Raw genomic sequence first — 23,165 nt, 5'->3', positions numbered from 1 at the left:
TACTGACCGGCTCCGGGTCAGGCGAGGCCCGCTTCCCTCATCTGTCGCAGCTCCTTCTTCAGCTCGCCCACCTCGTCGCGGATCCGGGCCGCGACCTCGAACTGGAGCTCGGCGGCCGCTCCGCGCATCCGCTCGGTCATCTGCTCGATGAGCGCCGCCAGTTCCTCGGCCGGACGGTCCGTCAGCACGGCGGCGTCCTTGGCCGCCTTCGCCGCCTTGGCGCCCTTGACCGCCTTGCCGCCCACCGTGACCTGGCCCGCCTTGACCACGCCGAGCGCGGGCACGGGAGCCTTGGCGCCCTTGCCGTCCTTCCCCTGGCGGTACCCGGTGCCGAGCAGCTGTTCGGTGTCCAGCTCCTCGCGGGCGATGGTGGCGACGATGTCGTTGATCTTCTTGCGCAGCGGCTGCGGGTCGATCCCGTTCGCCGTGTTGTACGCGATCTGCTTCTCCCGGCGCCGGTTGGTCTCCTCGATGGCCTTCTCCATCGCCGGGGTCATCTTGTCCGCGTACATGTGGACCTGGCCGGAGACGTTGCGCGCCGCGCGGCCGATGGTCTGGATCAGGGAGGTCCCGGAGCGCAGGAAGCCCTCCTTGTCGGCGTCGAGGATCGCCACCAGCGAGACCTCGGGCAGGTCGAGGCCCTCGCGCAGCAGGTTGATGCCGACCAGGACGTCGTACTCGCCGGCGCGCAGCTCGCGCAGCAGCTCGATGCGGCGCAGGGTGTCGACGTCGCTGTGCAGGTAGCGCACCTGGATGCCGAGCTCCAGGAAGTAGTCCGTGAGGTCCTCGGCCATCTTCTTGGTGAGGGTGGTGACCAGGACGCGCTCGTCCTTCTCCACCCGCTGCCGGATCTCGTGGACCAGGTCGTCGATCTGCCCCTCGGTGGGCTTGACCACGACCTCGGGGTCGATGAGGCCGGTGGGGCGGATGATCTGCTCGACGAAGCCGTCGCCGCGGGAGAGCTCGTACTTGCCGGGGGTCGCCGACAGGTAGACCGTCTGGCCGATCCGCTCCTGGAACTCCTCCCACTTCAGCGGCCGGTTGTCGAGCGCGGAGGGCAGCCGGAAGCCGTGGTCGACCAGGGTCCGCTTGCGCGAGGCGTCGCCCTCGTACATCGCGCCGATCTGCGGCACGGTGACGTGCGACTCGTCGATGACGAGGAGGAAGTCCTCGGGGAAGTAGTCGATGAGGGTGTTGGGCGCGGAGCCGCGCTCGCGGTCGTCCATGTGCAGCGAGTAGTTCTCGATGCCGGAGCAGGACCCGATCTGGCGCATCATCTCCAGGTCGTACGTGGTGCGCATGCGCAGCCGCTGGGCCTCCAGCATCTTGCCCTGCTTCTCCAGCTCGGCGAGGCGCTCGGTCAGCTCCGCCTCGATGCCGCGGACCGCCTTCTCCATGCGCTCGGGGCCCGCGACGTAGTGGCTGGCGGGGAAGACGTACAGCTCCCGGTCCTCGCTGATGACCTCGCCGGTCAACGGGTGCAGGGTGGAGAGGGCCTCGATCTCGTCGCCGAACATCTCGATGCGGACGGCCAGTTCCTCGTAGACCGGGAAGATCTCGATGGTGTCGCCGCGCACGCGGAAGGTGCCGCGGGTGAAGGCCACGTCGTTGCGCGTGTACTGGATGTCGACGAAGCGGCGCAGCAGCTGGTCCCGGTCCATCTCCTCGCCGACCTTGAGGGGGACCATCCGGTCGACGTACTCCTGCGGGGTGCCGAGGCCGTAGATGCAGGACACGGAGGCGACGACGATCACATCGCGCCGGGTGAGGAGCGAGTTGGTCGCGGAGTGGCGCAGCCGCTCCACCTCCTCGTTGATCGAGGAGTCCTTCTCGATGTAGGTGTCCGACTGCGGTACGTACGCCTCGGGCTGGTAGTAGTCGTAGTACGAGACGAAGTACTCGACGGCGTTGTTCGGCAGGAGCTCGCGGAACTCGTTCGCCAGCTGGGCGGCGAGCGTCTTGTTCGGCGCCATCACCAGGGTCGGGCGCTGGAGCTTCTCGATCATCCAGGCGGTGGTCGCCGACTTGCCGGTGCCGGTCGCACCCAGCAGGACGACATCCTTCTCACCTGCACGGATGCGCTTCTCCAGCTCGGCGATGGCCGCCGGCTGGTCGCCGCTGGGCTGGTAGGGGCTGACGACCTCGAAAGGCGCCACCGTGCGTTCGATCTTCGATACGGGCCGCATGAGTCCACCGTACGACCCCCCACTGACACTCACGCAGCCGCGCGGGTCCGCGGCGCTGTGGCAGGTCCGGCCGGGCGCGTCCGGCGGACGGGGCGGAAGTCCTCCTTTCTGGTCCGTTTGTCGTAGTTCGGTGGCGGCCCGGTGATCTTCAACCGCATGATCGCCGTAGAGGTCCCCCGTGTAGTGCAACGCCGCAACGTCTGCCAGTCCGCACGCGTCTGACGCAGGAACAGGGCTCCCGAACCGAGGAGAACGCACATGTACGTCCGACCCGCCGCCGCGGCCGCCGCCGCATTCCTGGGCTTCACCCTGACCCTGCTGGGCGGAACGGCCTCGTCCGCCGCCACCGGCCCCTCCGCCCCCTCCTCCCCCTTCGGCTCCACGGGCCCGCGCGGCCCCGCCGGCCCCGCCGGCCCCGCGGGATCCGCCGGTGCCCCGGGGCTGCTGGGCCCCGTGGTGTACGCCCACCGGGGAGCTTCGGCGTACGCCCCCGAGAACACGCTCGCGGCGATCGACCTCGCGATGCGGCTGGGCTTCGCCTGGGTCGAGAACGACGTCCAGCGCACCAAGGACGGCGAGCTGGTCGTGGTCCACGACGACACCCTGGCCCGGACCACCGACGTCGAGGAGGCGTTCCCGGACCGGGGGCCCTGGCGGGTCAAGGACTTCACGGCGGCGGAGATCGCCACGCTCGACGCGGGCAGCTGGTTCGGCGACGAGTTCGCGGGCGAGCGCGTCCCGACCCTGCGGGAGTACCTCGACCGGGTGCAGCGCAACCAGCAGCGGCTGCTGCTGGAGATCAAGAAGCCCGAGCTCTACCCCGGCATCGAGAAGCAGACCCTCCAGGTGCTGGACGAAACCGGCTGGCTCGACACGGACCACGTGCAGCGCCGCCTGGTCGTACAGAGCTTCAGCGCCGACTCCGTACGCCTCGTGCACGGAATGCGCCCGGACCTCGTGACGGCGTTCCTGGGCACCCCGACCGTCGCCGACCTGCCGAAGTACGCCCAGTTCACGGACCGGATCAACCCGTGGCACACCACCATCTCGGCCGACTGGGTGGCGGCGGTGCACGGTCTGCTGGGCGCCCACGGCAAGGCGATGGAGGTGGACACCTGGATCGTCGACGACGCGGCGACGGCCCGGAAGGTGCAGGGGATGGGCGTGGACGGGATCATCACCAACGCCCCGGACGTCGTCCACCAGGCGGTGCTCGGGTCCCTCTCTTACTAGGACTGTCGGACCCAGGACTGTCGGACCCTCCCCGTACGGTGGAGGAGTGGACAGCACCGAGCGGCCCCGCGGGCCGCACCTCGAATGGACCGTCGTCCCCAGCGACATCGGCTCCCTGCTCCTGGCCGCGACCCCGGAGGGTCTGGTCCGGGTCGAGTTCCACGCCGGGCCGGACCGGGTCGACAAGATGATCGGCTCGCTCGTCTCCCGGCTCGGCGCCGACGCCTGGCGCCCGCCGCCGGGCCAGGAGGTGCTGCTGGCCGAGCCGATACGCCAGCTGAAGGCGTACTTCGGGGGCACGCTCAAGCGCTTCGAGCTGCCGCTGGACTGGCGGCTCAGCTCCGGCTTCAACCGGCAGGTGCTCCAGGAGCTGGACCGCTCGGTGCCGTACGGGGCGGTCGTCGGGTACGGGGAGCTCGCGGCCCGGGTCGGCCAGCCGGGCGCGGCCCAGGCCGTGGGCAACGCCATGGGGTCGAACCCGCTGCCGCTGGTGGTGGCGTGCCACCGGGTGGTGGAGAACGACGGCGGAATCGGCGGCTTCGGCGGCGGGGTGGAGACCAAGCGCACCCTGCTGGCCCTGGAGGGCGTCCTGCCCCAGCCCCTGTTCTGAGGGGTGTGTCCCCCGTTCCGTCCGGCCGTAAGGGGTGGGAAACTGCCGCGGTGACTACTGCCACCGCCACTGCCTCCGGCCGCACCGCGCCCGTACTCCGCCCTGCGCCGCCGCGACGGGGGTGTACGGCATGACCGCGATACCCGGCACCGACCGCCCGGCCCCGCCCGTGGGCCCGGCCGACCTGCCCCGGCTCCAGCGCCGCGTCTCCGGGGTGCTGATCGCGAGCCAGATGCTGGGCGGCGTCGGCGTGCCGATCAGCATCGCCCTGGCCCCGGTCCTCGCGACGCAGGTCAGCGGCACCGAAGCGCTGTCCGGCTTCGCCTCCACCGCCGCCGTGATCGGCACGGCGGCGGTCTCGCTCCCGCTCGCCGCCCTGATGACCGCGCGCGGCCGCCGGCCGGGTCTGGTCCTCGGGTACGGGATCGGCGCCGTCGGCGCGGGTCTGGTGGTCCTCGCCGCCGCGATCAAGAACTTCCCGCTGCTGATGCTCGGCATGGCCGCTTTCGGAGCCGCCTCCTCCGCCAATCTCCAGGCCCGCTTCGCGGCCGCCGACCTCGCGGCCCCGGACCGCCGGGCCCGGGCGGTCTCCCTCGTGGTCTGGGCGTCGACCCTGGGCGCGGTGCTCGGCCCCAACCTCTCCGCCCCGGCCGGCCGCAGCTTCGCCGGCACCTCCATACCCGAGACGGCGGGCCCCTTCGTCTGGGCCGGCGCCGTCTTCGTCCTCACCGGCACGATGCTCGCCCTGTTCCTGCGGCCGGACCCGCTGCTGACGGCCCGGGCGCTGGCCTCGCCCGCGGAGCAGGCCAAGGGCGGCCGCTCGCTGCGCGCCGGGTTCGCGGCCGTCAAGGCCTCCCCGCGGGCGCGGCTGGCCCTGGTCACCGTCGCGGTGTCACACACCGCCATGGTCTCGATCATGGTGATGACCCCGGTCGACCTGGGACACCACGGGGCCACGCTGGAGCTCGTCGGCCTGGTGATCAGTGGTCACATCGCCGGCATGTTCGCCTTCTCGCCGGTCATGGGCTGGCTCGCGGACCGGGTCGGCCGGCTGGCCGTGATCGGCCTGGCGGCCGGCCTGCTGTCGGTGGCCGCCCTGCTCGCGGGCACCGCCGGGCCGAGCCACGCGCAGAGCGCGATCGGCCTGTTCCTGCTGGGCCTCGGCTGGTCCGCCGGCATGGTCTCCGGCTCGGCCCTGCTCACCGACTCGGTCCCGCAGGCCGCGCGGGCCGCCGTACAGGGCCTGAGCGACCTCACGATGAACACCTGCGCGGGCGTGGGCGGCGCGGCCGCCGGCCTGGTCATGTCCCACGCCGGCTACGGCTGGCTGAACGCGATCGGCGCGGCCCTGCTGCTGCCGATGGCGGCGCTGGCCCTGTTCACCGCGCGCCGCCACCCCGCCGCCCCTGCCGCCCCTGCCGCTAGTAACTGATGTGGTAGGCCTTGCGCAGCGTCTCGTGGACGGTCCAGGTGGTCTTGTCGCCCTCCCGGAGCACGCAGGCGGAGCCGGGGCCCACCTCCAGGGTCTCGCCGCCCTCGACCTCGATGGTGGCGCGGCCGCTGACCACGACGAACAGCTCGTCGGCCTCGGTGTCGGTGACCACGCCCGGGGTGATCTGCCAGATGCCGCGCACCTGCGTGCCGTCGGGGGACTCCCACAGCACCTTGCCCGTCACGACGGGCTCCCCGGAGAGGATCTGGCCGGGATCGAGGTCCTCGACCTCCAGTTCGGCGTCCGGTACGGATACGGCGAACGAGGCGGGACCGTGCTCACTGGTGCTCATGCCGAGTCACCCTAATCCGCCCGTCCGGCGCGGCGCGGTGGCCACAACGTCCATGCTCCGCCCGCCGGACAGGTCAACCTGTCCAGCCGGTCACGGTGCCGCGCCCTGTCGGTTCGCCGTACGGGCAGGCGTTTGAGGTCCGGAATCCCGTGCCATGGATGGGACATGCACACATCACCCGAGATCCCCGTCCTGTCCGAAGAGGTCCGCGAGGCGCTCGACCGGCGCCGTCCCGTCGTGGCCCTGGAGTCGACGATCATCGCGCACGGCCTGCCCCGCCCCCGCAATCTCGCCGTGGGTACGGAACTTGAGGCGCTGGTGCGCGCCGAGGGAGCGGTTCCGGCCACGATCGCCGTCGTCGACGGTGTGGCGTACGCCGGCCTGGACAAGGCGCGGCTGGAGCGGATCGCCGGCGGCGAGGGGGTGCGCAAGCTCGGCCACCGGGATCTGGCGCCCGCGCTCGCCACGGGCGCGACCGGTGCGACGACGGTGTCCGCGACGGCGTTCCTGGCCGCGCGGGCCGGGCTGCGGGTGTTCGCCACGGGCGGGCTGGGCGGCGTGCACCGCGAGTACGCGCAGACGCAGGACGAGTCGGCGGACCTGGCGCTGCTGGCGCGGACCCGGATCACGGTGGTGTGCGCGGGGGTGAAGTCGATCCTGGACGTGCCGGCCACGCTCCAGCGGCTGGAGACGCTCGGGGTGGGGGTGATCGGGTACGGGACGGAACGTTTCCCCGGGTTCTACCTGGCCAGTTCCGGCGAACCGGTCGACTGGACCGTCCACCACCCGGCGGAGGTGGCGGCGGTCATGGCCGCTCAGGACGCGCTCGGCGGCCCCGAATCGGCGCTGCTCGTGGCCAATCCGGTGGCGCAGGCGCAGCAGTTGGATCCGGATCTGCACGACCGGGTCCTGGCCGAGGCCCTGGAGGAGTGCCACGCGCGCGGGATCACGGGGCAGGCGGTGACCCCGTTCCTGCTGGGGTTCCTGGTACGGGCGACGGGCGGGGCCTCGCTGGAGGCCAATCTGGCGGCGGTACGGGGCAACGTGGCGCTCGGGGCCAGGATCGCGGGGGCCTGGGCGGCGCGTCAGTGACGGGGCCCGCATCCGCCGGGAGGAGCGCGGCGGAGTCCGCCGCCGCACCCGGGGCGCTGCTGGTCGTCGGGGACGTGGTGACGGACGTCGTGGCGATACATCCGGAGCCGCTGGCTCCGGCCACGGACACCGCCGCGCGGATCCGGACGCTGCCCGGCGGCGCCGGGGCCAACGCCGCCTGCTGGGCCGCCCACTCGGGGGTGGCGGAGGTGCGCCTCCTGGCGCGGGTCGGCACCGAAGCGGCCCGGTGGCACGAGCAGTGCCTGCGGGATTCGGGGGTACGGCCGCGGCTGGTGATCGATCCGGCCGAGCCGACCGGGACGGTCCTGGCCCTGGTCGACAAGGACGCGGAGCGCACCTTCCTCACCGACAGCGGCGCCTCGCTGCGGCTCACTCCGGAGGACTGGGTTCCGGCCCTGCTGGACGGGGCCGCCCATCTGCACCTGTCCGGCTACCTCTTCTTCGCCGACAGCAGCCGCGAGCTGGCCCTGGTCGCCCTGCGGGCGGCCCGGGCCCGGGGCGTGCCGGTGAGCGTGGACCCCGCCTCGGCGGGGTTCCTGGCCGGGCTGGGTCCGGAGCGCTTCCTCGATGCCGTGGCGGGGATCGGCGTACTGCTGCCCAACGAGGACGAGGCGCGGCTGCTGGCCGGGCTGCCGGAGCCGGCCGGGGCGGACGGGGCGGCCCGGGCGGCGGCGGAACTGAGCCGGCGGGTGCCGCTGGTGGTGGTCACCCGGGGTGCGGCCGGGGCGCTGGTGGCGGAGGGGGGCCGGGTGACCGCCGAGGTGTCCGCGGAGTCGGCGGAGGCGGTGGATTCGACGGGCGCCGGGGACGCGTTCACCGGCGGGTTCCTGGCGGCGCGGCTCGCGGGCGCGGCCCCGGCGGACGCGGCCCGCGCCGGGTGCCGCGCGGCCGCCCGGGCGGTGACCCGGCTGGGCGGGCGCCCGTAGGGGGCGCCCGTGGGTCGCGGGCGCCCGTGGGTCGCGGGCGCCCGTGAGTCGCGGGTGCCCGGGCCCTGGGTCGCGGGCGCCGCGTACGGATCGCTACGAGGTGTACTCCTCCTGGCCGAGGGTGTCGATCACGCCCGCCTTGTTCACGCTGTAGTGGAACACCAGGCCCTTGTTCGGGTGGGTCTCCAGCCACGAGGTGAGCTCGTGCGTGGTGATCGGCTTGTTCATGGAGCCGGAGAGGATCGGGGCGTGGGCGCCGATCTTGGCGTCCTCGGCGATCGGGATGTAGGTCTCCTCGCCCACGGTCTCGAAGGGGGTGGTGCCGCCCGTGACGGGGCAGCCCCAGTGGCCGTGCTTGACGATCAGGCTGTATGCGCCGCCCTCGGGGGTGTAGCGGTAGACGGCGATCTCGTTCGGCGAGACCGCGTCCTTGGAGGCGCAGGCGGGTCCGGGTGCGGGCGGCTTCGGCTTCGCCGGGGTGGTGGCGGTGGGGGCCGGCTTCTTCGAGGGCGCGGCGGCGGACGCGGTCGGCGCCGCTCCCGCGGGCGTGGCGGAGGAGGGGGCCGCGGCCGACGGGCTCGCCGGGCTCGCGCCGGGGCTCGTACCGGCGGCGCCCGCGTCACCGCCGTTGCCGTCGCCGTTGCAGGCCGTGAGGGCCAGGGCTCCGCAGAGCGCCAGCGCGGCGGCCGCGTGCCGTCGCAGCCGTCTCGGACCCTGAACCGCCGTACCGCGTCCGCCCATTGCCGTCTCCCTCTGCCAAGGCGCCACCGGGTGGCCGCCGTCGAAGCGTGGCGTCAACGTAGTGCGCGGCTGCGGCCGGGGGCGATGGCCGGATCCCGTTCGTCACGGGCCCGCGATGGCGTTGTTGCGGATCCCGTACGTCCGTGACGGGACGGGGGCGCGGAGGTCAGCCGGTGGGGCCGGTGAGACCGGTCCAGGCGGGGTGGCGGGGGTCGTCGGCCCGGACCACCGCGTCGGCCCGGGCCGCGGGGTCGGTCTCCTCCTCGTACCGGGCGAAGGCGGGCAGGGTCCAGCGGGCGGACTCCTCGGTGCGGCGGGCCAGCGCCCCCGGGGAGAGCCGGATGTGCACGCTGAGGTCGAAGGGGAACCAGTGGCCCAGCAGCAGCGGGCCGTGCACGATCACGACGCCGCCCGGCGGGAGTTCGGTGTACGGGCTGCGGGTCGCCCGGTCGGTCGCCGGGTCCCAGAGGTCGGGCAGCACCCGGCCGGTGCCTCCGGGGTCGGTCGGGCCGAACACCTCGCGCCACAGGGCGGCGGTGTCGTACCAGCCACCGAGGTAGGAGTCCACGTCCTCGCGGCCGAACTCGAAGCGGAGGGAGGCCGGGCGCAGGAATCCCCCGGCCGGGACCACCAGGACCGGGCGGCTGCGCAGGCGCAGGGCGTCGGCGAGGTGGTCGGCGAGTACGCCGGTGCCGGCGGCGGGCGCGCCGTCGATGCCCACCCGCTGCCACGTCCCCCGTTCCGCCGCTGACTCGTGTTCGTCGAGGTGACCGGCGAGCCGCTCGGCCATCCGCTGCCATGTGATCGCTTCCAGCTGCACGGGCCCATTGTCAGTGGTGGGCCGTAGCGTTTTTCACGAGGGATCACCGGCGGGAAAGAGCCGTTGGCCCGGCCTTGGGGAGGGGTCTGTCATGGCTCGCGAGACGACGTATCTGGAACTGTCGCAGGACGGCGGCGGGGCGCACAAGTTCTACGAGGTGACCGTGGACGGCGCGGCCGTCTCGGTGCGGTACGGACGCATCGGCGCGGACGGCCAGGTGCAGAGCTCCTCGTTCCCGACCGTCGAGAAGGCCCGGGCGGCGGCCGCCAAGAAGATCGGCGAGAAGGTCCGCAAGGGGTACGCGCCGGCGGTGGCGGGAGTGCGCGCGGCCCGGGCGGTGTCGCGCCGGCAGGTCACGTCGGCGCCGTCGACGGCGCGTGCGGTGGCCCCGGTGCTGTGGCGGTTCCGTACGGGCTCCTCGGCGTTCGGGATCCATGTGGACGAGGACCGCTGCTGGGTGGGGAACCAGGCGGGGGACGTCTACACGCTGAGCCACGAGGGCGAGGTGCTGGCCCGGTACTCGCTGCCGGACGGTGTGAAGTGCCTGGTGGCGGACGAGTTCTGGATATACGCGGGCTGTGACGACGGCACGGTGTACGACCTGTCGTCGAAGGTGCCGTTCGGGGCCTACGACATCGCGGCGGACGTGGACATCTTCTGGCTCGACATCCACGAGGGCGTGCTGAGCGTGTCCGACCGCAGCGGCGGGCTGACGGTCATCGACCACGAGGACGAGTTCCAGTGGTCGCGGCGCTCGCCTGGCTCAAACGCGTGGATGGTCCGGGCGGACGAGCGGTCGGTCTACCACGGGCACAGCAAGGGCGTGACGGCGTACGCGGCCGACGGCGGGACGCAGTTGTGGCACACGCCGACCAACGGCTCGGTGCTGTTCGGCTGGCAGGAGGACCACACGGTCTATGCCGCCACCGGGCGCCACACCGTGCAGCGGCTGGCGAAGGCGACGGGCGCCGTGGAGGCCTCGTACCAGTGCGATGCCGCCGTGTACGCGTGCGCGACCTCGCCGGACGGCCGGCACGTGTTCGCCGCCGACTACGCCTCCTCGGTGTACTGCTTCGACGCGGACGGGCAGCGGCTGTGGAAGCTCGGCACGGGCGGGGGTTCGGCCCTGTCCATGCAGTATCTGGACGAGCGGCTGTACCTGGTCACCACGGACGGGTCGCTGATCTGCATGGACGCGAGCGAGGCGGCGATCCTCGCCGCTCAGCGGGGCTCGGTCCCGACGGCCGTGGATGTGAAGTCGGCCGCCGCGCTGCCGGTGTTCACCCCGGCGGCCTCCGCTGCGGCGGTCGCGACCGTCTCGGTGGCGGCGGCCCCGGCCGGCGGCGTGGTGGTGGAGTGCGTGCAGCAGGGCGGCCGGATGCGCGTGCAGGTGGTGTCGGGCGGCTTCGAGCCCTCGTGGAACGTGCAGTTCCCGCGCGGGATCCGGGAGCCGGGTGCCCGGTACGTGGTCGACGGGCTGCACGCGGCCTCGGGCGGGTTCTACCGGGTGCGCGGGGAGATACGCCGCCTGGTCTGAGCGGGAGGGGGCCCGGCGGGCCGGGTCACGGAAGGCGGCCCGGGCAGGCACACGCCTCGGCGCCGGGCGGGGCGTCCGCGGGTATGGAGAAGGCCTCGTCCTCGGCGAGCGTGCAGGTCACGTACAACACGACCGGTACGGTGCCCAGGTTGCGGCCCAGGTGGAGGTGCTCGGCGCCGGGCGGTTCGACGAAGCTGGTGCCGGGGCGGTGCACGACGACCGAGTTGTCGTGCAGGATCCGCGTCAGCGTCCCGGACTTGACGAGCGCGATCAGCGGAACGCGGTGGAAGTGCCAGCCGGTGCAGCCACCGGGCTCTATGACGACCTCTCGGCCCGCGAGGCCCTCCGCACCGCCTTCCACGGCCCGTATGAGCCGTGCCGTCGGCTGCCATCCACCCATGTACGCACTCCTCCCCCATGGGCATCACGGCCTTACCGCAGCCCCAACGGCCCACGGTAGAGGGACATCCGGACATCCAGGAAAGTTGGCGAAACCTCAACCGCCATTTTCGGCAAGGTGATAAGCAGACCGGACAGCGGTATCACCTCGTCATGAGCCTCGTGGTGTTCGAGTCGCTGAAGCAGATCCACTGCGCGGAGTGCCGCCAGGGGCCGCTCCGGCATCTGGTCCGCGAGGCCGGCGTGCCCCGCTGCCTGGACTGCGCCGACCTCGGGCACCTGGTCTACCTGCCGCGCGGGGATGCCGCCCTCACCCGGCGGGCCCGCGAGGCGAGTTCGCTCTCGGCCGTCGTCGTCCGCTTCAACAAACGGCGTCGCCGCTACGAGCGCCTGGGGCTCCTGGTCGAGGACCCCGCCCTGGCCCGCGCCGAGCGCGCCTGCCTCGCGGACGCCGAGGCGCGGGCCCGCCGCCGGGAGCGCGACCGGCTGCGCCGCGCCGCCCAGGACACCCGGTTCACGGCGGCCTTCGCCGCCGAGATCGTGCGGCTGTTCCCGGGGTGCCCGGCCGATCGGGCGGTGGCGATAGCCACCCACGCCTCGCTGCGCGGCAGCGGCCGGGTGGGCCGTACGGCGGCCGGCCGGGCCCTCGACGAACAGGCGGTGTCGGTGGCGGTCCGGGCGGCGGTGCGGCACATCGACACCGAGTACGACGCCCTGCTGATGGCGGGCGTCCCGCGGTTCGCGGCCCGGGCCCGGCTGGCACCCCGGATCGACGCGATCCTGGACGCCTGGCGCACACCCGCGCCCCCGCTGCCGCCCCCCTCTGCGGACGCTCCGCAGCATGAGCGTCCGGGCTGAGAACGGGCGAGGGGACTGCGGCGCGGGTGAACGCGGCTACGGGGCCGTCGTCGGATCCGACGCCACGGCCACTGACGACGAGTCCCGGCAGGAACCGGAGCCCGCCGTCCTGCGCAAAGGATTCGCGCTCGTGCTGACCGCCGAAGAGATCACGAACCGGCTGACCGCAGCCGCACACGTGCCAGATGACGGCGACCGGGCGAGCGTTGCCTGATGCGGCACTAGCCGAGGCGGAAGCGGCGGTACAGCAGCACCCCGCCCAGCAGCAGCGCCCCGCCACCCGGGAGCAGATAGCCGACTCCGTCGGTCCCCGTGTGGGCGAGCGCCGGGCCGTGCTGCGGCTGAGGCGGCGGCGCGGGCCGGGTGACGGGGGGCTCGACGACCGGCGGCTGCGGCGGCTTGCCGCCGCTGGGCTCGTCGGTGTTGCCGGAGGTGTTGCCGGTGGAGCCGTTGCCGAGCCCGACGACGTTCACCGAGTTGCCGCTGATGTTGACCGGGACATCGACCGGAAGCTGGATCCCGTTGCCGGACAGCAGCCCCGGCGAATCCTTTCCTCGCCCATCGGCATGGGCTCCCCCGCCCGAGTGGGACCCCGTACCGGCCGCCGTCCCGGGTTTCGACGGATGCGAGAGCGCCGACCCTGGATGCGCGTCGCCGCCGCCTCCCGTGTTGGCACAGCGGTTGCCCGCGGCCGAGTTGAGCACACCGACCACGCTCACGGTGTTGCCGCACACGTTCACCGGGGTGTGCACCGGCAGTTGCACCAGGTTCCCGGACAGCAGCCCCGGCGAACGCTCGGCCTTCCCGCCCGCGTCCGCGTCGGCGTAGGCGAATCCGCTGACACCCGCGACCGCCAGTCCACCTCCCGCAACCACCGCCGCGATCAAGCCATTCCGACGACTGTGACGCATCAGTTTCCCTGCCTTCCGGAGGAGTTCGCGGGCGCTGCACCCGCACCGGAAACAACGCGGTAAACCCGTTCGGGTTATAGAGCCGGTAGGCATTTCACTCCATCGTGTACTGGGTAATGCCTACTTCATGACCGAACGCCCGCTGCTGCTCCTCGACGTGGACGGCCCCCTCAATCCCTTCCGGTCCCGCCTCGCCGGGCTCCGCGGGTACACGAGTCACCGGATGCGTCCGGCGGACTGGATGTCCCACCGGGACCCCGAATCCCGCAGCGCCCGGCGCGGTCTGCGGGTCCGCCTGCACCCCGCGCACGGGGCCCGTCTGCAGGCCCTGCCGTTCGAACTCACGTGGGCCACCGCCTGGATGCACCAGGCCAACACGATGATCGCCCCGCACATCGGACTCCCCGGCGATCTTCCCGTCATCGAATGGCCGGAACTCTTCGCCGACGACCCCGACGGTCTCTTCTGGAAGACCCGCCCGCTCCTCGACTGGGCCGCGGGCCGTCCCTTCGCCTGGGTCGACGACATGATCACCCCGCAGGACCGCGCCTGGATCGCGGCGCACCACCCCGCCCCGGCCCTCCTCCTCACCATCCACGCGCGCCACGGTCTGCGCGACCGCGACTTCACCACGTTGACGCGGTGGGCGGCGGAGGTCAGTGGCTCAGGGCGGTGAGGGGGTCCGGCGAGGGGGTGCCCGTGGGCCACCAGTCCTCGGTGTCCGGGCGGGACTCGTACGCGTACCAGAGGCCGTCGCGGCCCAGGCGGAGCTGGCGGGTGTGTGCGGTGAGGCGGTTGCGCTCGGGGCGGAAAGCGCCCCGGGAGGCGGCGAGGAGGGCGGGGCGGGCCCGGTCGAAGGGGCCGGCCGGGGGGTCCCAGGGCTCTTCGAGGGCGGCGAGCGCGGGCCGGCCGCCCTGGCGCCAGGCCGCGGCGGCGCGGGCCAGGTCGGTGGTGGTGCGGCCGGTGGCGCGGGCCAGGTCCCGGTAGAGGGTGCGGGCCGCGCCGGTGAGGCCGGCCGTGTGGTGTGCGGAGGCAAGGCGGACGGCGTCCTGCCAGAGCGTGAGACCGGCGATCGGGTCCTCGGCGGTGGTGAGCAGGGCGAAGGCGCGGGCCGCGGCGTCCGTGGCGAGCTGGTCCAGGGCCAGCGGGTCGGGGGCCGACGGGTCCGCCGGGTACGCGGGAGGGAGCCCCACCGCTACGGGCGCGGGCAGCGGGGCCGGCAGCGGCGGCAGGCTGTTGCGGGCCAGGGCCGCGCGGGCCGGGACCCCGGGGAAGTCCGGTGCGGCGTCGGGCTGTTCGCGGGCGGCGTGGGCCGCGTTGCGGCGGGTCAGCTCGTCGAGGAGCTCCCGCTCGCCCCGGCCGCGCAGGAGCAGCAGGACGAACGGGTCCTCGTCGAGGAGGCGGGCCGCCCGGTAGCAGAGGGCCGCAGCGTGCTTGCAGGGCGGCCGAGCGGTGTCCGGGCAGGAGCAGCGCGCGACGAGCTCACCCCCACCGGGCAGGACCGTCCCCGCCAGGGACTGCGGAACCTCCCGCTCCAGCAGGCTCGCGAGGGCCGTGGGGTCCGCGGCCACCGCCTCCAGGAGTTCGCTCCACTCGGCGTCCGGGAAGGGGCTCAGGGCCAGTTCGGTGCGGTACGGGCGGGCGCGGCTGCCCCGTACGTAGGCCACGATCCGGCCCGGGGTGACCGTGACCGCGTCGACATGGCCCTCGTCCGCGTACGCACGGCCCCGGGCCAGGCGGGCCGGGTCGCCGGACACCTCTTCGAGCGCCGACACCCAGGCCCGGCCCCACCAGCTGACGGCCTCCGCCCCGGCGGGCACGGTCTCGAAGGTGCGGCGGCGGTCGTCCCGCGCGGTGATCATGCCGGCCTCCGCAGGGAGACGAGGTCGGCCAGCTCGCGGTCGGTCAGCTCCGTGAGCGCCGACTCCCCCGAGCCGAGCACGGCATCGGCCAGGGCCCGCTTGGCTTCCAGCATCTCGGCGATCCGGTCCTCCACGGTGCCCTCGGCGATGATCCGGTGGACCTGGACGGGCTGCGTCTGGCCGATCCGGTACGCGCGGTCGGTGGCCTGCTCCTCCACCGCCGGGTTCCACCAGCGGTCGAAGTGGATCACATGGCCGGCCCGTGTGAGGTTCAGCCCGGTGCCCGCCGCCTTCAACGAGAGCAGGAAGACCGGGACTTCGCCGGACTGGAAGCGGTCCACGAGCTCCTCGCGGCGCGCCACCGGCGTCCCGCCGTGCAGGAGCTGGTGGGAGATGCCCCGGGCCGCCAGGTGCCGCTCGATGATCCGGGCCATCGTCACGTACTGGGTGAAGACCAGCACCGCGCCGTCCTCCGCGAGGATCGTGTCCAGCAGCTCGTCCAGCAGGGCCAGCTTGCCCGAGCGGTTCGGGATCCGGGGCTGTTCCTCCTTCAGGTACTGCGCGGGGTGGTTGCAGATCTGCTTGAGCGAGGCCAGCAGCTTCATGATCATGCCGCGCCGCTCGATGCCCTCGCTCGCCTCGATCACGGCCATCGCCTCCTCCACCGCGGCCTGGTAGAGGGAGGCCTGCTCGCGCGTGAGGGAGACCGGATGGTCGGTCTCCGTCTTCGGCGGCAGCTCGGGGGCGATCCCCGGGTCGGACTTCTTGCGCCGCAGCAGGAACGGCCGTACGAGCGCGGCCAGCCGGGCCACCGCCGCCTCGTTGCCCCCGTCCTCCTCCTGCTGGTGCTCCACCGGGCGGGCGTGCCGGGCCCGGAACGCCGTCAGGGGGCCCAGCAGCCCGGGCGTGGTCCAGTCGAGCAGCGCCCACAGCTCGGAGAGGTTGTTCTCCACCGGGGTGCCGGTCAGCGCCACCCGGGCCGGCGCCGGGATCGTGCGCAGCGCCTTCGCGGTCGCCGAATGCGGGTTCTTCACGTGCTGCGCCTCATCGGCGACGACCATGCCCCAGGGCTGCTCGGCCAGCCGGGCGGCGCTCGCGCGCATCGTCCCGTACGTGGTGAGGACGAATCCGCCCGCCAGCCCGTCGAGGCTGCGGCTGCCGCCGTGGAAGCGGCGCACGGCGACCCCGGGCGCGAACTTCTCGATCTCCCGCTGCCAGTTGCCCAGCAGCGACGCGGGGCAGACGACGAGCGTGGGCTCGGGGCGGTCCCGGTGCAGGTGCAGCGCGATCAGCGTGACCGTCTTGCCCAGGCCCATGTCGTCGGCGAGGCAGCCGCCGAGACCGAGCGAGGTCATGAGGTCCAGCCACGCCAGGCCGCGGGCCTGGTAGTCGCGCAGGGTGGCCTTCAGCCCGACGGGCTGCGGCAGCGGGGCCAGTTCGCCGGTCAGCCGCTCCCGCAGCGCGGCCAGCGCGCCCACCGGAACCGCCTCCACCGGCTCCCCGTCCACCTCGGCCGTCCCCGTCAGTACGGCGGTCAGCGCGTCCACCGGGTCCAGCAGGCCCAGCTCCCGCTTGCGCGCCTTGCGCACCAGTTCGGGATCGACCCGCACCCACTGGTCCCGCAGCCGCACCACGGGCCGGTGCGCCTGCGCCAGCGCGTCCATCTCCCCCGGGGTGAGCCGGTCGCCGCCCAGCGCGAGCTCCCAGGAGAAGGCGAAGAGGTGGCCGGCGTCGAAGAAGGCGGTGCCGTCGGTGGCGGAGCCGGGCGCGGTGGACCGTACGACCGCGGTCGCGGACAGCGAACGAGCCAGCTCGCGCGGCCAGTGGACCAGGACCCCGGCGGCCGCCAGCCGGCTCGCGGCCCTGCCGAGGAGGTCTTCGAGCTCCGGGTCGGAGAGGGCGAGGACATCGGGGACCGGCTGGTCCAGCAGCCGCAGCAGCGGCGGCCAGACCCGGGCGGCCCGGCGCAGCGCCAGTACGGCGTCGATCCGGGCGCGCGGCCCGAACCCGGCGGCGGCCGCCCCGGCCCACAGCAGTCCGGCGTCGGTGACGAGGGTGGGGTCGGCGAGGCTGTGCACCTGGACGACGGCGGCGCCGGCGCGGCGGGCGCCCGCGCCCTCCGCGCCCTCCACGTCCCCCGTGCCCTCCGCGTCCTCCGGCCCGTCGAAGAGGCGGAACGAGGACAGGTCGAGCCGCAGCGAGATCCCCACGCCGGCATCGGCGCCGGCCGCGACCTGCGCCGCCCAGTCCTGTATCCCGGGCACCCGCTGGGGCTCCTGCGCGGCGAAGGGCCGCCCGGCGGCCAGCGGCGCGGCCGGGGTACGGGGCAGGCTGTCGGCGACGGCATCGAGGAACGCCCGGACCAGCGCCTCCGGTTCGGGCAGCTGGAGGGGGCGCCGGCCGGTCAGGGGGGTGGCGTACCCCTCGTACGGGAGGGCGGCGGCCACCGCGCGGAGGTGGCCCACGTCCTCGGCGTCGAGCGGGCCGGCCCGCCAGGCGTCGACCCCGTCGGGGGTGACCCCGGGGAGGAGCCGGCCGCGGGCGGCGAGCCCGAGCGCGTGGAGGGCGGCGGTCCCCCAGGCACGGGTGGCGGGGTGCGCGGCGGGACTGCGGGGGGCTCGGGCGAGGATCGGGAGGGCGTCGGCGACGGAGAGGGCGAGGGCGGGGACGGTACGGGTGCGGATCCCCTGGCCGTGGGGGCGCACGACGGCCAGCGGGGCCGGGGTGGCGGCCGGGAGCTCGGGGAGGACGTCCCCGTCGGGGGCCCAGAAGACGATGCGGGCCTCGCGGGGGACGGCGGCGGGGAGGAAGACGGCGGCGTGGCGCAGGAGGGCGGCGGCCTGCGCGGGCTGCTGGTGCGGCTGCGGCGTCACGGTGTCGTCTCCTCTCCCCTCGGCGTGGTCCCTGGTGTGGTCGGACCAGACGGATCCCGTCTGCCGTCGAGTCTAGGTGCGGCCACTGACAACGCGGCTGAGCTGGGCAGATGCCGGCTCCCGACCCGCTGCGCCGCTGGCCGCGGCCCCCTTGCGGGGGTCGGCCGGCGCGGGGCGGACCCCACGGCCGGAAAAAGGCGTTTTGGGGTGGCACGGGGTGGGGACGGCTCACAGCACCGCACCACCGCCACATGGGGAGAAACCGCCATGCTCCAGGGCCTCGCCGCCGTGATCGCGCTCGCGCTCACCGCCCCCGGATTCCTCGGCGCCGCCGACCTGCCGCCGCATCCCACCTCGCCCTGGCACGCCGGGAAGGTCACCAAGGGGCTGCCCGAAACGGCGCCGTTCTGCCTGGACGGGGCCCTTCCGGCCGCCGGGAGCTGGCACCGGCAGTTCGGTACCGACCTCGACACCGGCGCCGTACAGGTCTCCGTACGGGCCTCCTCCGACTCGGCTGCCGCCCGGCTGGCCCGGAACCTGGAGCGGCAGGTCGCCGCCTGCGCCGCCGACTGGCTGCGGGAGCACCCGGACGGGACGGCGGGCTCGAAGGACTACGGCGCCCTCCCCGTCGAGGAGGGCGCCCACGTCTACGGCGTGCACACCTCGATCCCGGACTCCGAACCCGGCGTGCACCTCTTCGGCATCGGACGCGACGGTTCCACCGTGACCGTCGTCCGGTGGGGCCAGATGGGCGACCTGAGCGACGCCCCCGTCACCGCCTTCAAGCGGACAACCACGACCGCCGTGAACCGCCTCAATCCATGACATCCGATGACATGAACTGACATACCATGGTGCTGAGGCGATGGTCATGCGTTCCGGAAACGAGCCGGTGACCGCCCGCAGTCCGCTGCGGCTGCGGTTCTGGCTGAGCCTGTGGGGGTTCGTCTGGGCCGCCGCCGGGACCGCCGCGTTCTCCCTGGTCGGCCGTCCCGGGTGGGCGGCCGCCTGCGGGGTGGTCGCCGTACTCGCGCTCGTCGACCTGGCCGTGGTCCTCCACCACATCCACCAGGGCCCCCACTACCAGCCGGGCCCGGACGTCCCCCCGTACGAGCCCCCGCACCAGCGGTGACGCGGCCCGCCGCTCCCCCCACTCGCCGCCGCTACTCCTCGAACCGGGCCGCCGCCAGGTAGTCGGGCCGGGGATCCAGCGCCGCCGCCAGGCGGAAGTGCTTGCGCGCCTGCTCGGGACGGCCGGAGCGCTCGTGGGTGCGGGCCAGGGCGAAGTGCGCGAAGGCGTTGTCCGGCTCCCGCTCCAGCACCAACTCGAACTCCAGCGCCGCCGGACGCAGTTGGGCGGCGGCGAAGAACGCACGCGCCCGCAGCAGCCGGGCCGCCGTGTTCTCCGGGTGCGCGGCGATCACCGAGTCGAGCAGCTTCACCGCGCCCCGCGGGTCGCGCGCGGCCAGCAGCTGCTCGGCGGCCCGGTAGTCGATGACGTGCGTCTCGGGCGAGGACCCGGACGGCGAAGGCGGCTGCGCCGGTATGGACGGCGGCGTGGTGTCGGACACGGTCGGTTCCTTCCCTCTGCGGGGGCGTTCAACGCCCCGCGCCCCGCCTGCTCTTCCCTGCGTACGTCAGGCACCGGCAGCGCCCGCCGCCGCCTCCCGCTCCTTGAGCTCCGCCCACACCTTGCGCACCTGCGGCTCCAGCGCCTCCAGCGGCCCGTCGTTGTCGATCACGAGGGTGGCCACCGCCAGCCGCTGCTCCCGCGCGGCCTGCGCGGCCATCCGGGCCCGCGCCTCGTCCTCGGCCATCCCGCGCAGCGCGGTCAGCCGGGCCAGCTGCGTCTCGGGGGCCGCGTCCACCACGACCACCAGGTCGTACAGCGGCGCCAGGCCGTTCTCAGCGAGCAGCGGTACGTCGTGCACCACGATCGCGTCGGGCCCGGCAGCGGCCTCCAGTTCGGCCGACCGGGCCCCGACCAGCGGGTGCACGATCGCATTGAGGGTCCGCAGCTTCGCCGGGTCGGCGAACACGATCGAGCCCAGCTTCGGCCGGTCCAGCGTCCCCTCGCCGGTCAGCACGGACTCCCCGAAAGCCGCCACGACGGCCGCGAGCCCCGGCGTGCCCGGCTCCACGACCTCCCGCGCGATGCGGTCGGCGTCCACGACGACCGCCCCGTACCCCGCCAGCAGCCGCGAGACCTCGCTCTTGCCGGCACCGATTCCGCCTGTCAGGCCAACCTTCAACATGCCCAGCAGACTAGACCCCGCGCCCAGGCCCCCGTACAGCCCCCCGCCCCGGCCGACCGGGACGAGGACCTCAGCCCTCGCCCTCGCGCTCCGCGAGGAACCGCTCGAACTCGCGGCCGATCTCGTCCGCCGACGGGATCTCCTGCGGCTCCGCGATCATGTTGCCCCGCGTCTCGGCGCCGGCCGCCGCGTCGTACTGGTGCTCCAGCCCCTGGACCAGGGAGACCAGCTCCTCGTCGCCCTCGCGGATCTGCCGGTCGATCTCCGTCTGCGTACGGTGCGCCTCGGTGCGCAGCGCGTGCGCCACCGCCGGCAGGACCAGCCCGGTCGCCGCCGTGATCGCCTCCAGCGCCGTCAGCGCGGCGTCCGGGTAGGCGGAGCGCGCCACGTAGTGCGGTACGTGCGCGGCGACGCCCAGCACGTCGTGCCCGGCCTGGCCGAGGCGGAACTCCACGAGGGACTCCGCGCTGCCCGGCACCTGCGCCTCGTCGAACGGGCTGCGGTGGCCCGGCATGAGGTCGGTCCGGTTGCCGTGCGGGGTGATCCCGACGGGCCGGGTGTGCGGGACGCCCATGGGGATGCCGTGGAAGTTGACCGAGAGCCGGACGCCGAGGCGCTCGACGATCTGCCGGACGGCCACGGCGAAGCGCTCCCACTCCACGTCCGGCTCGGGGCCGGAGAGCAGCAGGAACGGGGCGCCCGTGGCGTCCTGGACGAGGCGCACCTCAAGGCGCGGTTCCTCGAACTCGGTCCAGTGGTCGCGCTGGAACGTCAGCAGCGGGCGCCGGGCGCGGTAGTCGACCAGGCGGTCCGCGTCGAACCGGGCCACGACCTGGTGGGGCAGCGTGTCGAGCAGTCGCTCGACGATCTGCTCCCCGGCCTCACCCGCGTCGATGTACCCCTCGAAGTGGTAGAGCATGACCAGCCCGGCCGAGTCCTGGGCGAGCGCCAGATCCGCCACTGCCAGGCCCTTGGCATCCCATTCGTACAAACCCTGTGGATCAAGCACCGTCACCACTCCTCCTCGCCGCCTACGTTGCCCACAACGTGCAAGGCGGCTGCTCCATTCCCCAGTTGGCGCCTTTCACAGGAATGCAACAAGGCCCGCCCCCCTGAGGGGACGGGCCTTGTCGTTCGGCTCTGCTCGGCTTCTCAGCTCCGCTCGGCTTCTTGGCTACGGCTCACACCGAGGTGCGATGCGCTGCGATCAGCTCTGGCCGCCGGCCAGCTTCTCGCGGAGCGCGGCCAGGGCCTCGTCGGAGGCCAGGGCGCCCGAGGTCTCGTCCGACTCCGAGGAGTAGGAACCACCCGAGATGCCCGCACCGGCGTTGCCACTGGCGGCCGGGGCGGCAGCGCCCTCGGCAGCAGCGGCCTCGTCGGCCTCGCGGCTCTTGATGACCTGGGCCTGGTGCTGCTCGAAGCGGACCTGCGCCTCGGCGTACTGGCGCTCCCACGTCTCGCGCTGGGTGTCGAAGCCCTCGAGCCAGTCGTTGGTCTCGGGGTCGAAGCCCTCGGGGTAGATGTAGTTGCCCTGGTCGTCGTAGGACGCGGCCATGCCGTACAGGGTCGGGTCGAACTCGACCGACGCCGGGTCGGCACCGAAGGACTCGTTGGCCTGCTTCAGGGACAGCGAGATCCGGCGACGCTCGAGGTCGATGTCGATGACCTTGACGAAGATCTCGTCGTTGACCTGGACGACCTGCTCCGGGATCTCCACGTGGCGCTCGGCCAGCTCGGAGATGTGGACCAGACCCTCGATGCCCTCGTCCACGCGGACGAACGCACCGAACGGAACCAGCTTGGTGACCTTACCCGGGACGACCTGACCGATCTGGTGCGTACGGGCGAACTGCTGCCACGGGTCCTCCTGCGTCGCCTTCAGCGACAGGGAGACACGCTCGCGGTCCATGTCCACGTCGAGGACCTCGACGGTGACTTCCTGGCCGACCTCGACAACCTCGGACGGGTGGTCGATGTGCTTCCAGGACAGCTCGGAGACGTGGACGAGACCGTCGACGCCACCCAGGTCCACGAAGGCACCGAAGTTGACGATCGAGGAAACGACGCCGGAGCGGACCTGACCCTTCTGCAGGGTGGTGAGGAACGTCTGGCGGACCTCGGACTGGGTCTGCTCCAGCCAGGCACGGCGGGACAGGACCACGTTGTTGCGGTTCTTGTCCAGCTCGATGATCTTCGCCTCGAGCTCCTTGCCCACGTAGGGCTGGAGGTCGCGGACGCGGCGCATCTCGACGAGGGAGGCCGGCAGGAAGCCGCGGAGGCCGATGTCGAGGATGAGACCACCCTTGACGACCTCGATGACGGTACCGGTGACGATGCCGTCTTCTTCCTTGATCTTCTCGATCGTGCCCCAGGCGCGCTCGTACTGGGCGCGCTTCTTGGACAGGATCAGACGGCCTTCCTTGTCCTCCTTCTGGAGAACCAGGGCCTCGATCTCGTCGCCGACCTTGACGACCTCGTTCGGGTCGACGTCGTGCTTGATCGAGAGCTCACGGCTCGGGATCACGCCTTCGGTCTTGTAACCGATGTCGAGCAGGACCTCGTCCCGGTCGACCTTCACGATGACGCCGTCGACGATGTCGCCGTCGTTGAAGTACTTGATCGTCTCGTCGATCGCGGCGAGGAAGGCTTCCTCGTTACCGATGTCGTTGACCGCTACCTGCGGGGTGGTAGAGGTGGTCTCGGTGCTGCTCGTCATGTGGGAAAGGGCTCCGGTTACGGACAGAAAGTCGTAGGTACTGCTACGCCGGGAGCCCTTATCGGCATCTGCCGAAGAAGCCGGACAGCCAAGGAAGCCCCTACTCCGCCGTGAAGCGGGTCAGGGCCTCGAAAACCGAGGGGACATCAACAGATGCAAGCGCAGCCTGCTAGGTCTGAGGAGCACAGGCTCGCAGCGCAACTTGTAGCATACGGGGGCAGCCGGGCAGGGTCAATGCGCGAAGGCGCACACCCCGGGCGGATCACCGCATAACCGGCACAATTCGTGGGCGGGCGGGCGCTGATGGCCCTTCCCTGCCTTGTTACGACTCTTTCCGACTC

The 23,165-nt window shown here is 73.1% G+C and carries 23 protein-coding genes; 11 read left to right on the top strand and 12 right to left on the bottom strand.

Annotation, left to right across the window (positions count from 1 at the left end):
* Positions 1–17 precede the first annotated feature (17 nt).
* Positions 18–2,186 carry an excinuclease ABC subunit UvrB gene (uvrB, locus tag ADK52_RS05325; protein ID WP_053688617.1) on the bottom strand — a complete coding sequence of 723 codons (2,169 nt, stop codon included), beginning with the start codon at positions 2,184–2,186 and terminating at the stop codon, positions 18–20.
* Between the two features lie 258 nt (positions 2,187–2,444).
* On the opposite strand from uvrB, the gene ADK52_RS05320 reads away from it, so the two are divergent.
* The 3 genes from ADK52_RS05320 (at position 2,445) to ADK52_RS05310 (ending at position 5,461) form a co-directional block, all read left to right on the top strand.
* Complete coding sequence (locus tag ADK52_RS05320; RefSeq protein ID WP_053688616.1) at positions 2,445–3,419, top strand: glycerophosphodiester phosphodiesterase; 975 nt, start codon at positions 2,445–2,447, stop codon at positions 3,417–3,419.
* Between the two features lie 46 nt (positions 3,420–3,465).
* Positions 3,466–4,029: a methylated-DNA--[protein]-cysteine S-methyltransferase gene (locus ADK52_RS05315; RefSeq protein ID WP_053688615.1), complete on the top strand. Its 564-nt coding sequence runs from the start codon at positions 3,466–3,468 to the stop codon at positions 4,027–4,029.
* 130 nt (positions 4,030–4,159) lie between these two features.
* On the top strand, positions 4,160–5,461 hold the full coding sequence (locus ADK52_RS05310; protein ID WP_053688614.1) for an MFS transporter: 1,302 nt from the start codon (positions 4,160–4,162) through the stop codon (positions 5,459–5,461).
* On the opposite strand, the gene ADK52_RS05305 is transcribed toward ADK52_RS05310, so the two are convergent.
* Entirely contained in the window at positions 5,451–5,813 is a 363-nt protein-coding gene (locus tag ADK52_RS05305) for a cupin domain-containing protein (RefSeq protein ID WP_053688613.1), read from the bottom strand. The genes ADK52_RS05310 and ADK52_RS05305 overlap by 11 nt on opposite strands.
* A gap of 165 nt (positions 5,814–5,978) precedes the next feature.
* Between ADK52_RS05305 and ADK52_RS05300 the strand changes: the two genes are divergently transcribed.
* Positions 5,979–6,905, top strand: a complete 927-nt coding sequence (locus tag ADK52_RS05300; protein WP_053688612.1) for a pseudouridine-5'-phosphate glycosidase — start codon at positions 5,979–5,981, stop codon at positions 6,903–6,905.
* Positions 6,902–7,852 carry a carbohydrate kinase family protein gene (locus ADK52_RS05295; protein ID WP_053688611.1) on the top strand — a complete coding sequence of 317 codons (951 nt, stop codon included), beginning with the start codon at positions 6,902–6,904 and terminating at the stop codon, positions 7,850–7,852. Before ADK52_RS05300 ends, ADK52_RS05295 begins: the two co-directional genes overlap by 4 nt.
* Before the next feature lie 93 nt (positions 7,853–7,945).
* Here the strand turns inward: ADK52_RS05295 and ADK52_RS05290 are convergent, their stop codons facing one another.
* Together ADK52_RS05290 and ADK52_RS05285 are read right to left on the bottom strand one after the other, a co-directional pair.
* Complete coding sequence (locus ADK52_RS05290) at positions 7,946–8,593, bottom strand: hypothetical protein (protein WP_053688610.1); 648 nt, start codon at positions 8,591–8,593, stop codon at positions 7,946–7,948.
* Positions 8,594–8,759: 166 nt separating this feature from the next.
* Entirely contained in the window at positions 8,760–9,413 is a 654-nt protein-coding gene (locus ADK52_RS05285; protein WP_053688609.1) for a uridine kinase, read from the bottom strand.
* A gap of 91 nt (positions 9,414–9,504) precedes the next feature.
* On the opposite strand from ADK52_RS05285, the gene ADK52_RS05280 reads away from it, so the two are divergent.
* On the top strand, positions 9,505–10,950 hold the full coding sequence (locus tag ADK52_RS05280) for a WGR domain-containing protein (protein WP_053688608.1): 1,446 nt from the start codon (positions 9,505–9,507) through the stop codon (positions 10,948–10,950).
* 25 nt (positions 10,951–10,975) lie between these two features.
* Here the strand turns inward: ADK52_RS05280 and ADK52_RS44745 are convergent, their stop codons facing one another.
* Positions 10,976–11,350 carry a cupin domain-containing protein gene (locus ADK52_RS44745; RefSeq protein WP_053688607.1) on the bottom strand — a complete coding sequence of 125 codons (375 nt, stop codon included), beginning with the start codon at positions 11,348–11,350 and terminating at the stop codon, positions 10,976–10,978.
* A gap of 152 nt (positions 11,351–11,502) precedes the next feature.
* On the opposite strand from ADK52_RS44745, the gene ADK52_RS05270 reads away from it, so the two are divergent.
* Both ADK52_RS05270 and ADK52_RS05265 read left to right on the top strand, forming a co-directional pair.
* Positions 11,503–12,207 (top strand): DUF2293 domain-containing protein, encoded by a 705-nt coding sequence (locus ADK52_RS05270; protein ID WP_053688606.1) that lies wholly within the window; start codon positions 11,503–11,505, stop codon positions 12,205–12,207.
* Positions 12,191–12,421, top strand: a complete 231-nt coding sequence (locus ADK52_RS05265; RefSeq protein ID WP_053688605.1) for a hypothetical protein — start codon at positions 12,191–12,193, stop codon at positions 12,419–12,421. The genes ADK52_RS05270 and ADK52_RS05265 overlap by 17 nt, the downstream gene beginning before the upstream one ends.
* 7 nt (positions 12,422–12,428) lie before the next feature.
* Here the strand turns inward: ADK52_RS05265 and ADK52_RS44740 are convergent, their stop codons facing one another.
* Positions 12,429–13,082 (bottom strand): chaplin, encoded by a 654-nt coding sequence (locus ADK52_RS44740; RefSeq protein WP_053688665.1) that lies wholly within the window; start codon positions 13,080–13,082, stop codon positions 12,429–12,431.
* A 163-nt stretch (positions 13,083–13,245) separates the two neighbouring features.
* On the opposite strand from ADK52_RS44740, the gene ADK52_RS05255 reads away from it, so the two are divergent.
* Positions 13,246–13,794 (top strand): hypothetical protein, encoded by a 549-nt coding sequence (locus ADK52_RS05255; RefSeq protein ID WP_053688604.1) that lies wholly within the window; start codon positions 13,246–13,248, stop codon positions 13,792–13,794.
* Here the strand turns inward: ADK52_RS05255 and ADK52_RS05250 are convergent.
* Both ADK52_RS05250 and ADK52_RS05245 read right to left on the bottom strand, forming a co-directional pair.
* Complete coding sequence (locus ADK52_RS05250; protein WP_053688603.1) at positions 13,775–14,980, bottom strand: SWIM zinc finger family protein; 1,206 nt, start codon at positions 14,978–14,980, stop codon at positions 13,775–13,777. The two genes, ADK52_RS05255 and ADK52_RS05250, sit on opposite strands and share 20 nt — an antisense overlap.
* A complete protein-coding gene (locus tag ADK52_RS05245; RefSeq protein ID WP_053688602.1) occupies positions 14,977–17,853 on the bottom strand; it encodes a DEAD/DEAH box helicase in 2,877 nt (958 codons plus the stop codon). The genes ADK52_RS05250 and ADK52_RS05245 overlap by 4 nt, the downstream gene beginning before the upstream one ends.
* Positions 17,854–18,120: 267 nt before the next feature.
* On the opposite strand from ADK52_RS05245, the gene ADK52_RS05240 reads away from it, so the two are divergent.
* Complete coding sequence (locus ADK52_RS05240; RefSeq protein ID WP_053688601.1) at positions 18,121–18,678, top strand: hypothetical protein; 558 nt, start codon at positions 18,121–18,123, stop codon at positions 18,676–18,678.
* A gap of 46 nt (positions 18,679–18,724) precedes the next feature.
* Positions 18,725–18,985 (top strand): DUF6343 family protein, encoded by a 261-nt coding sequence (locus ADK52_RS05235; RefSeq protein WP_053688664.1) that lies wholly within the window; start codon positions 18,725–18,727, stop codon positions 18,983–18,985.
* Between the two features lie 31 nt (positions 18,986–19,016).
* Here the strand turns inward: ADK52_RS05235 and ADK52_RS05230 are convergent, their stop codons facing one another.
* From ADK52_RS05230 to rpsA, 4 genes are all read right to left on the bottom strand, one after another.
* Positions 19,017–19,424 carry a tetratricopeptide repeat protein gene (locus ADK52_RS05230; protein WP_234318316.1) on the bottom strand — a complete coding sequence of 136 codons (408 nt, stop codon included), beginning with the start codon at positions 19,422–19,424 and terminating at the stop codon, positions 19,017–19,019.
* A 66-nt stretch (positions 19,425–19,490) separates the two neighbouring features.
* Positions 19,491–20,108, bottom strand: a complete 618-nt coding sequence (gene coaE / locus ADK52_RS05225; RefSeq protein ID WP_053688600.1) for a dephospho-CoA kinase — start codon at positions 20,106–20,108, stop codon at positions 19,491–19,493.
* A 70-nt stretch (positions 20,109–20,178) separates the two neighbouring features.
* A complete protein-coding gene (locus tag ADK52_RS05220; RefSeq protein ID WP_053688663.1) occupies positions 20,179–21,117 on the bottom strand; it encodes a PAC2 family protein in 939 nt (312 codons plus the stop codon).
* Between the two features lie 198 nt (positions 21,118–21,315).
* Positions 21,316–22,824, bottom strand: coding sequence for a 30S ribosomal protein S1 (rpsA, locus tag ADK52_RS05215; protein ID WP_030160280.1), 1,509 nt, complete (start codon positions 22,822–22,824; stop codon positions 21,316–21,318).
* Between the last annotated feature and the right edge of the window lie 341 nt (positions 22,825–23,165).

This window comes from Streptomyces sp. WM6372 (assembly GCF_001279655.1).
Classification (GTDB): domain Bacteria; phylum Actinomycetota; class Actinomycetes; order Streptomycetales; family Streptomycetaceae; genus Streptomyces.
Note: the sequence above shows the minus strand (reverse complement) of the source record. Positions and strands in the feature narration are given on the sequence as shown.

What these genes read in the sequence shown, in the direction of transcription:
- ADK52_RS05280 (WP_053688608.1), top strand. Translation starts at nt 9,505, where the DNA reads ATGGCTCGCGAGACGACGTATCTGGAACTGTCGCAGGACGGCGGCGGG.
- ADK52_RS05300 (WP_053688612.1), top strand. Translation starts at nt 5,979, where the DNA reads ATGCACACATCACCCGAGATCCCCGTCCTGTCCGAAGAGGTCCGCGAG.
- ADK52_RS44745 (WP_053688607.1), bottom strand. Translation starts at nt 11,350, where the DNA reads ATGGGTGGATGGCAGCCGACGGCACGGCTCATACGGGCCGTGGAAGGC.
- coaE (WP_053688600.1), bottom strand. Translation starts at nt 20,108, where the DNA reads ATGTTGAAGGTTGGCCTGACAGGCGGAATCGGTGCCGGCAAGAGCGAG.
- ADK52_RS05265 (WP_053688605.1), top strand. Translation starts at nt 12,191, where the DNA reads ATGAGCGTCCGGGCTGAGAACGGGCGAGGGGACTGCGGCGCGGGTGAA.
- ADK52_RS05320 (WP_053688616.1), top strand. Translation starts at nt 2,445, where the DNA reads ATGTACGTCCGACCCGCCGCCGCGGCCGCCGCCGCATTCCTGGGCTTC.
- ADK52_RS05305 (WP_053688613.1), bottom strand. Translation starts at nt 5,813, where the DNA reads ATGAGCACCAGTGAGCACGGTCCCGCCTCGTTCGCCGTATCCGTACCG.
- ADK52_RS05235 (WP_053688664.1), top strand. Translation starts at nt 18,725, where the DNA reads ATGCGTTCCGGAAACGAGCCGGTGACCGCCCGCAGTCCGCTGCGGCTG.
- uvrB (WP_053688617.1), bottom strand. Translation starts at nt 2,186, where the DNA reads ATGCGGCCCGTATCGAAGATCGAACGCACGGTGGCGCCTTTCGAGGTC.
- ADK52_RS05310 (WP_053688614.1), top strand. Translation starts at nt 4,160, where the DNA reads ATGACCGCGATACCCGGCACCGACCGCCCGGCCCCGCCCGTGGGCCCG.
- ADK52_RS05240 (WP_053688601.1), top strand. Translation starts at nt 18,121, where the DNA reads ATGCTCCAGGGCCTCGCCGCCGTGATCGCGCTCGCGCTCACCGCCCCC.
- ADK52_RS05290 (WP_053688610.1), bottom strand. Translation starts at nt 8,593, where the DNA reads ATGGGCGGACGCGGTACGGCGGTTCAGGGTCCGAGACGGCTGCGACGG.
- ADK52_RS05270 (WP_053688606.1), top strand. Translation starts at nt 11,503, where the DNA reads ATGAGCCTCGTGGTGTTCGAGTCGCTGAAGCAGATCCACTGCGCGGAG.
- ADK52_RS05255 (WP_053688604.1), top strand. Translation starts at nt 13,246, where the DNA reads ATGACCGAACGCCCGCTGCTGCTCCTCGACGTGGACGGCCCCCTCAAT.
- ADK52_RS05250 (WP_053688603.1), bottom strand. Translation starts at nt 14,980, where the DNA reads ATGATCACCGCGCGGGACGACCGCCGCCGCACCTTCGAGACCGTGCCC.
- rpsA (WP_030160280.1), bottom strand. Translation starts at nt 22,824, where the DNA reads ATGACGAGCAGCACCGAGACCACCTCTACCACCCCGCAGGTAGCGGTC.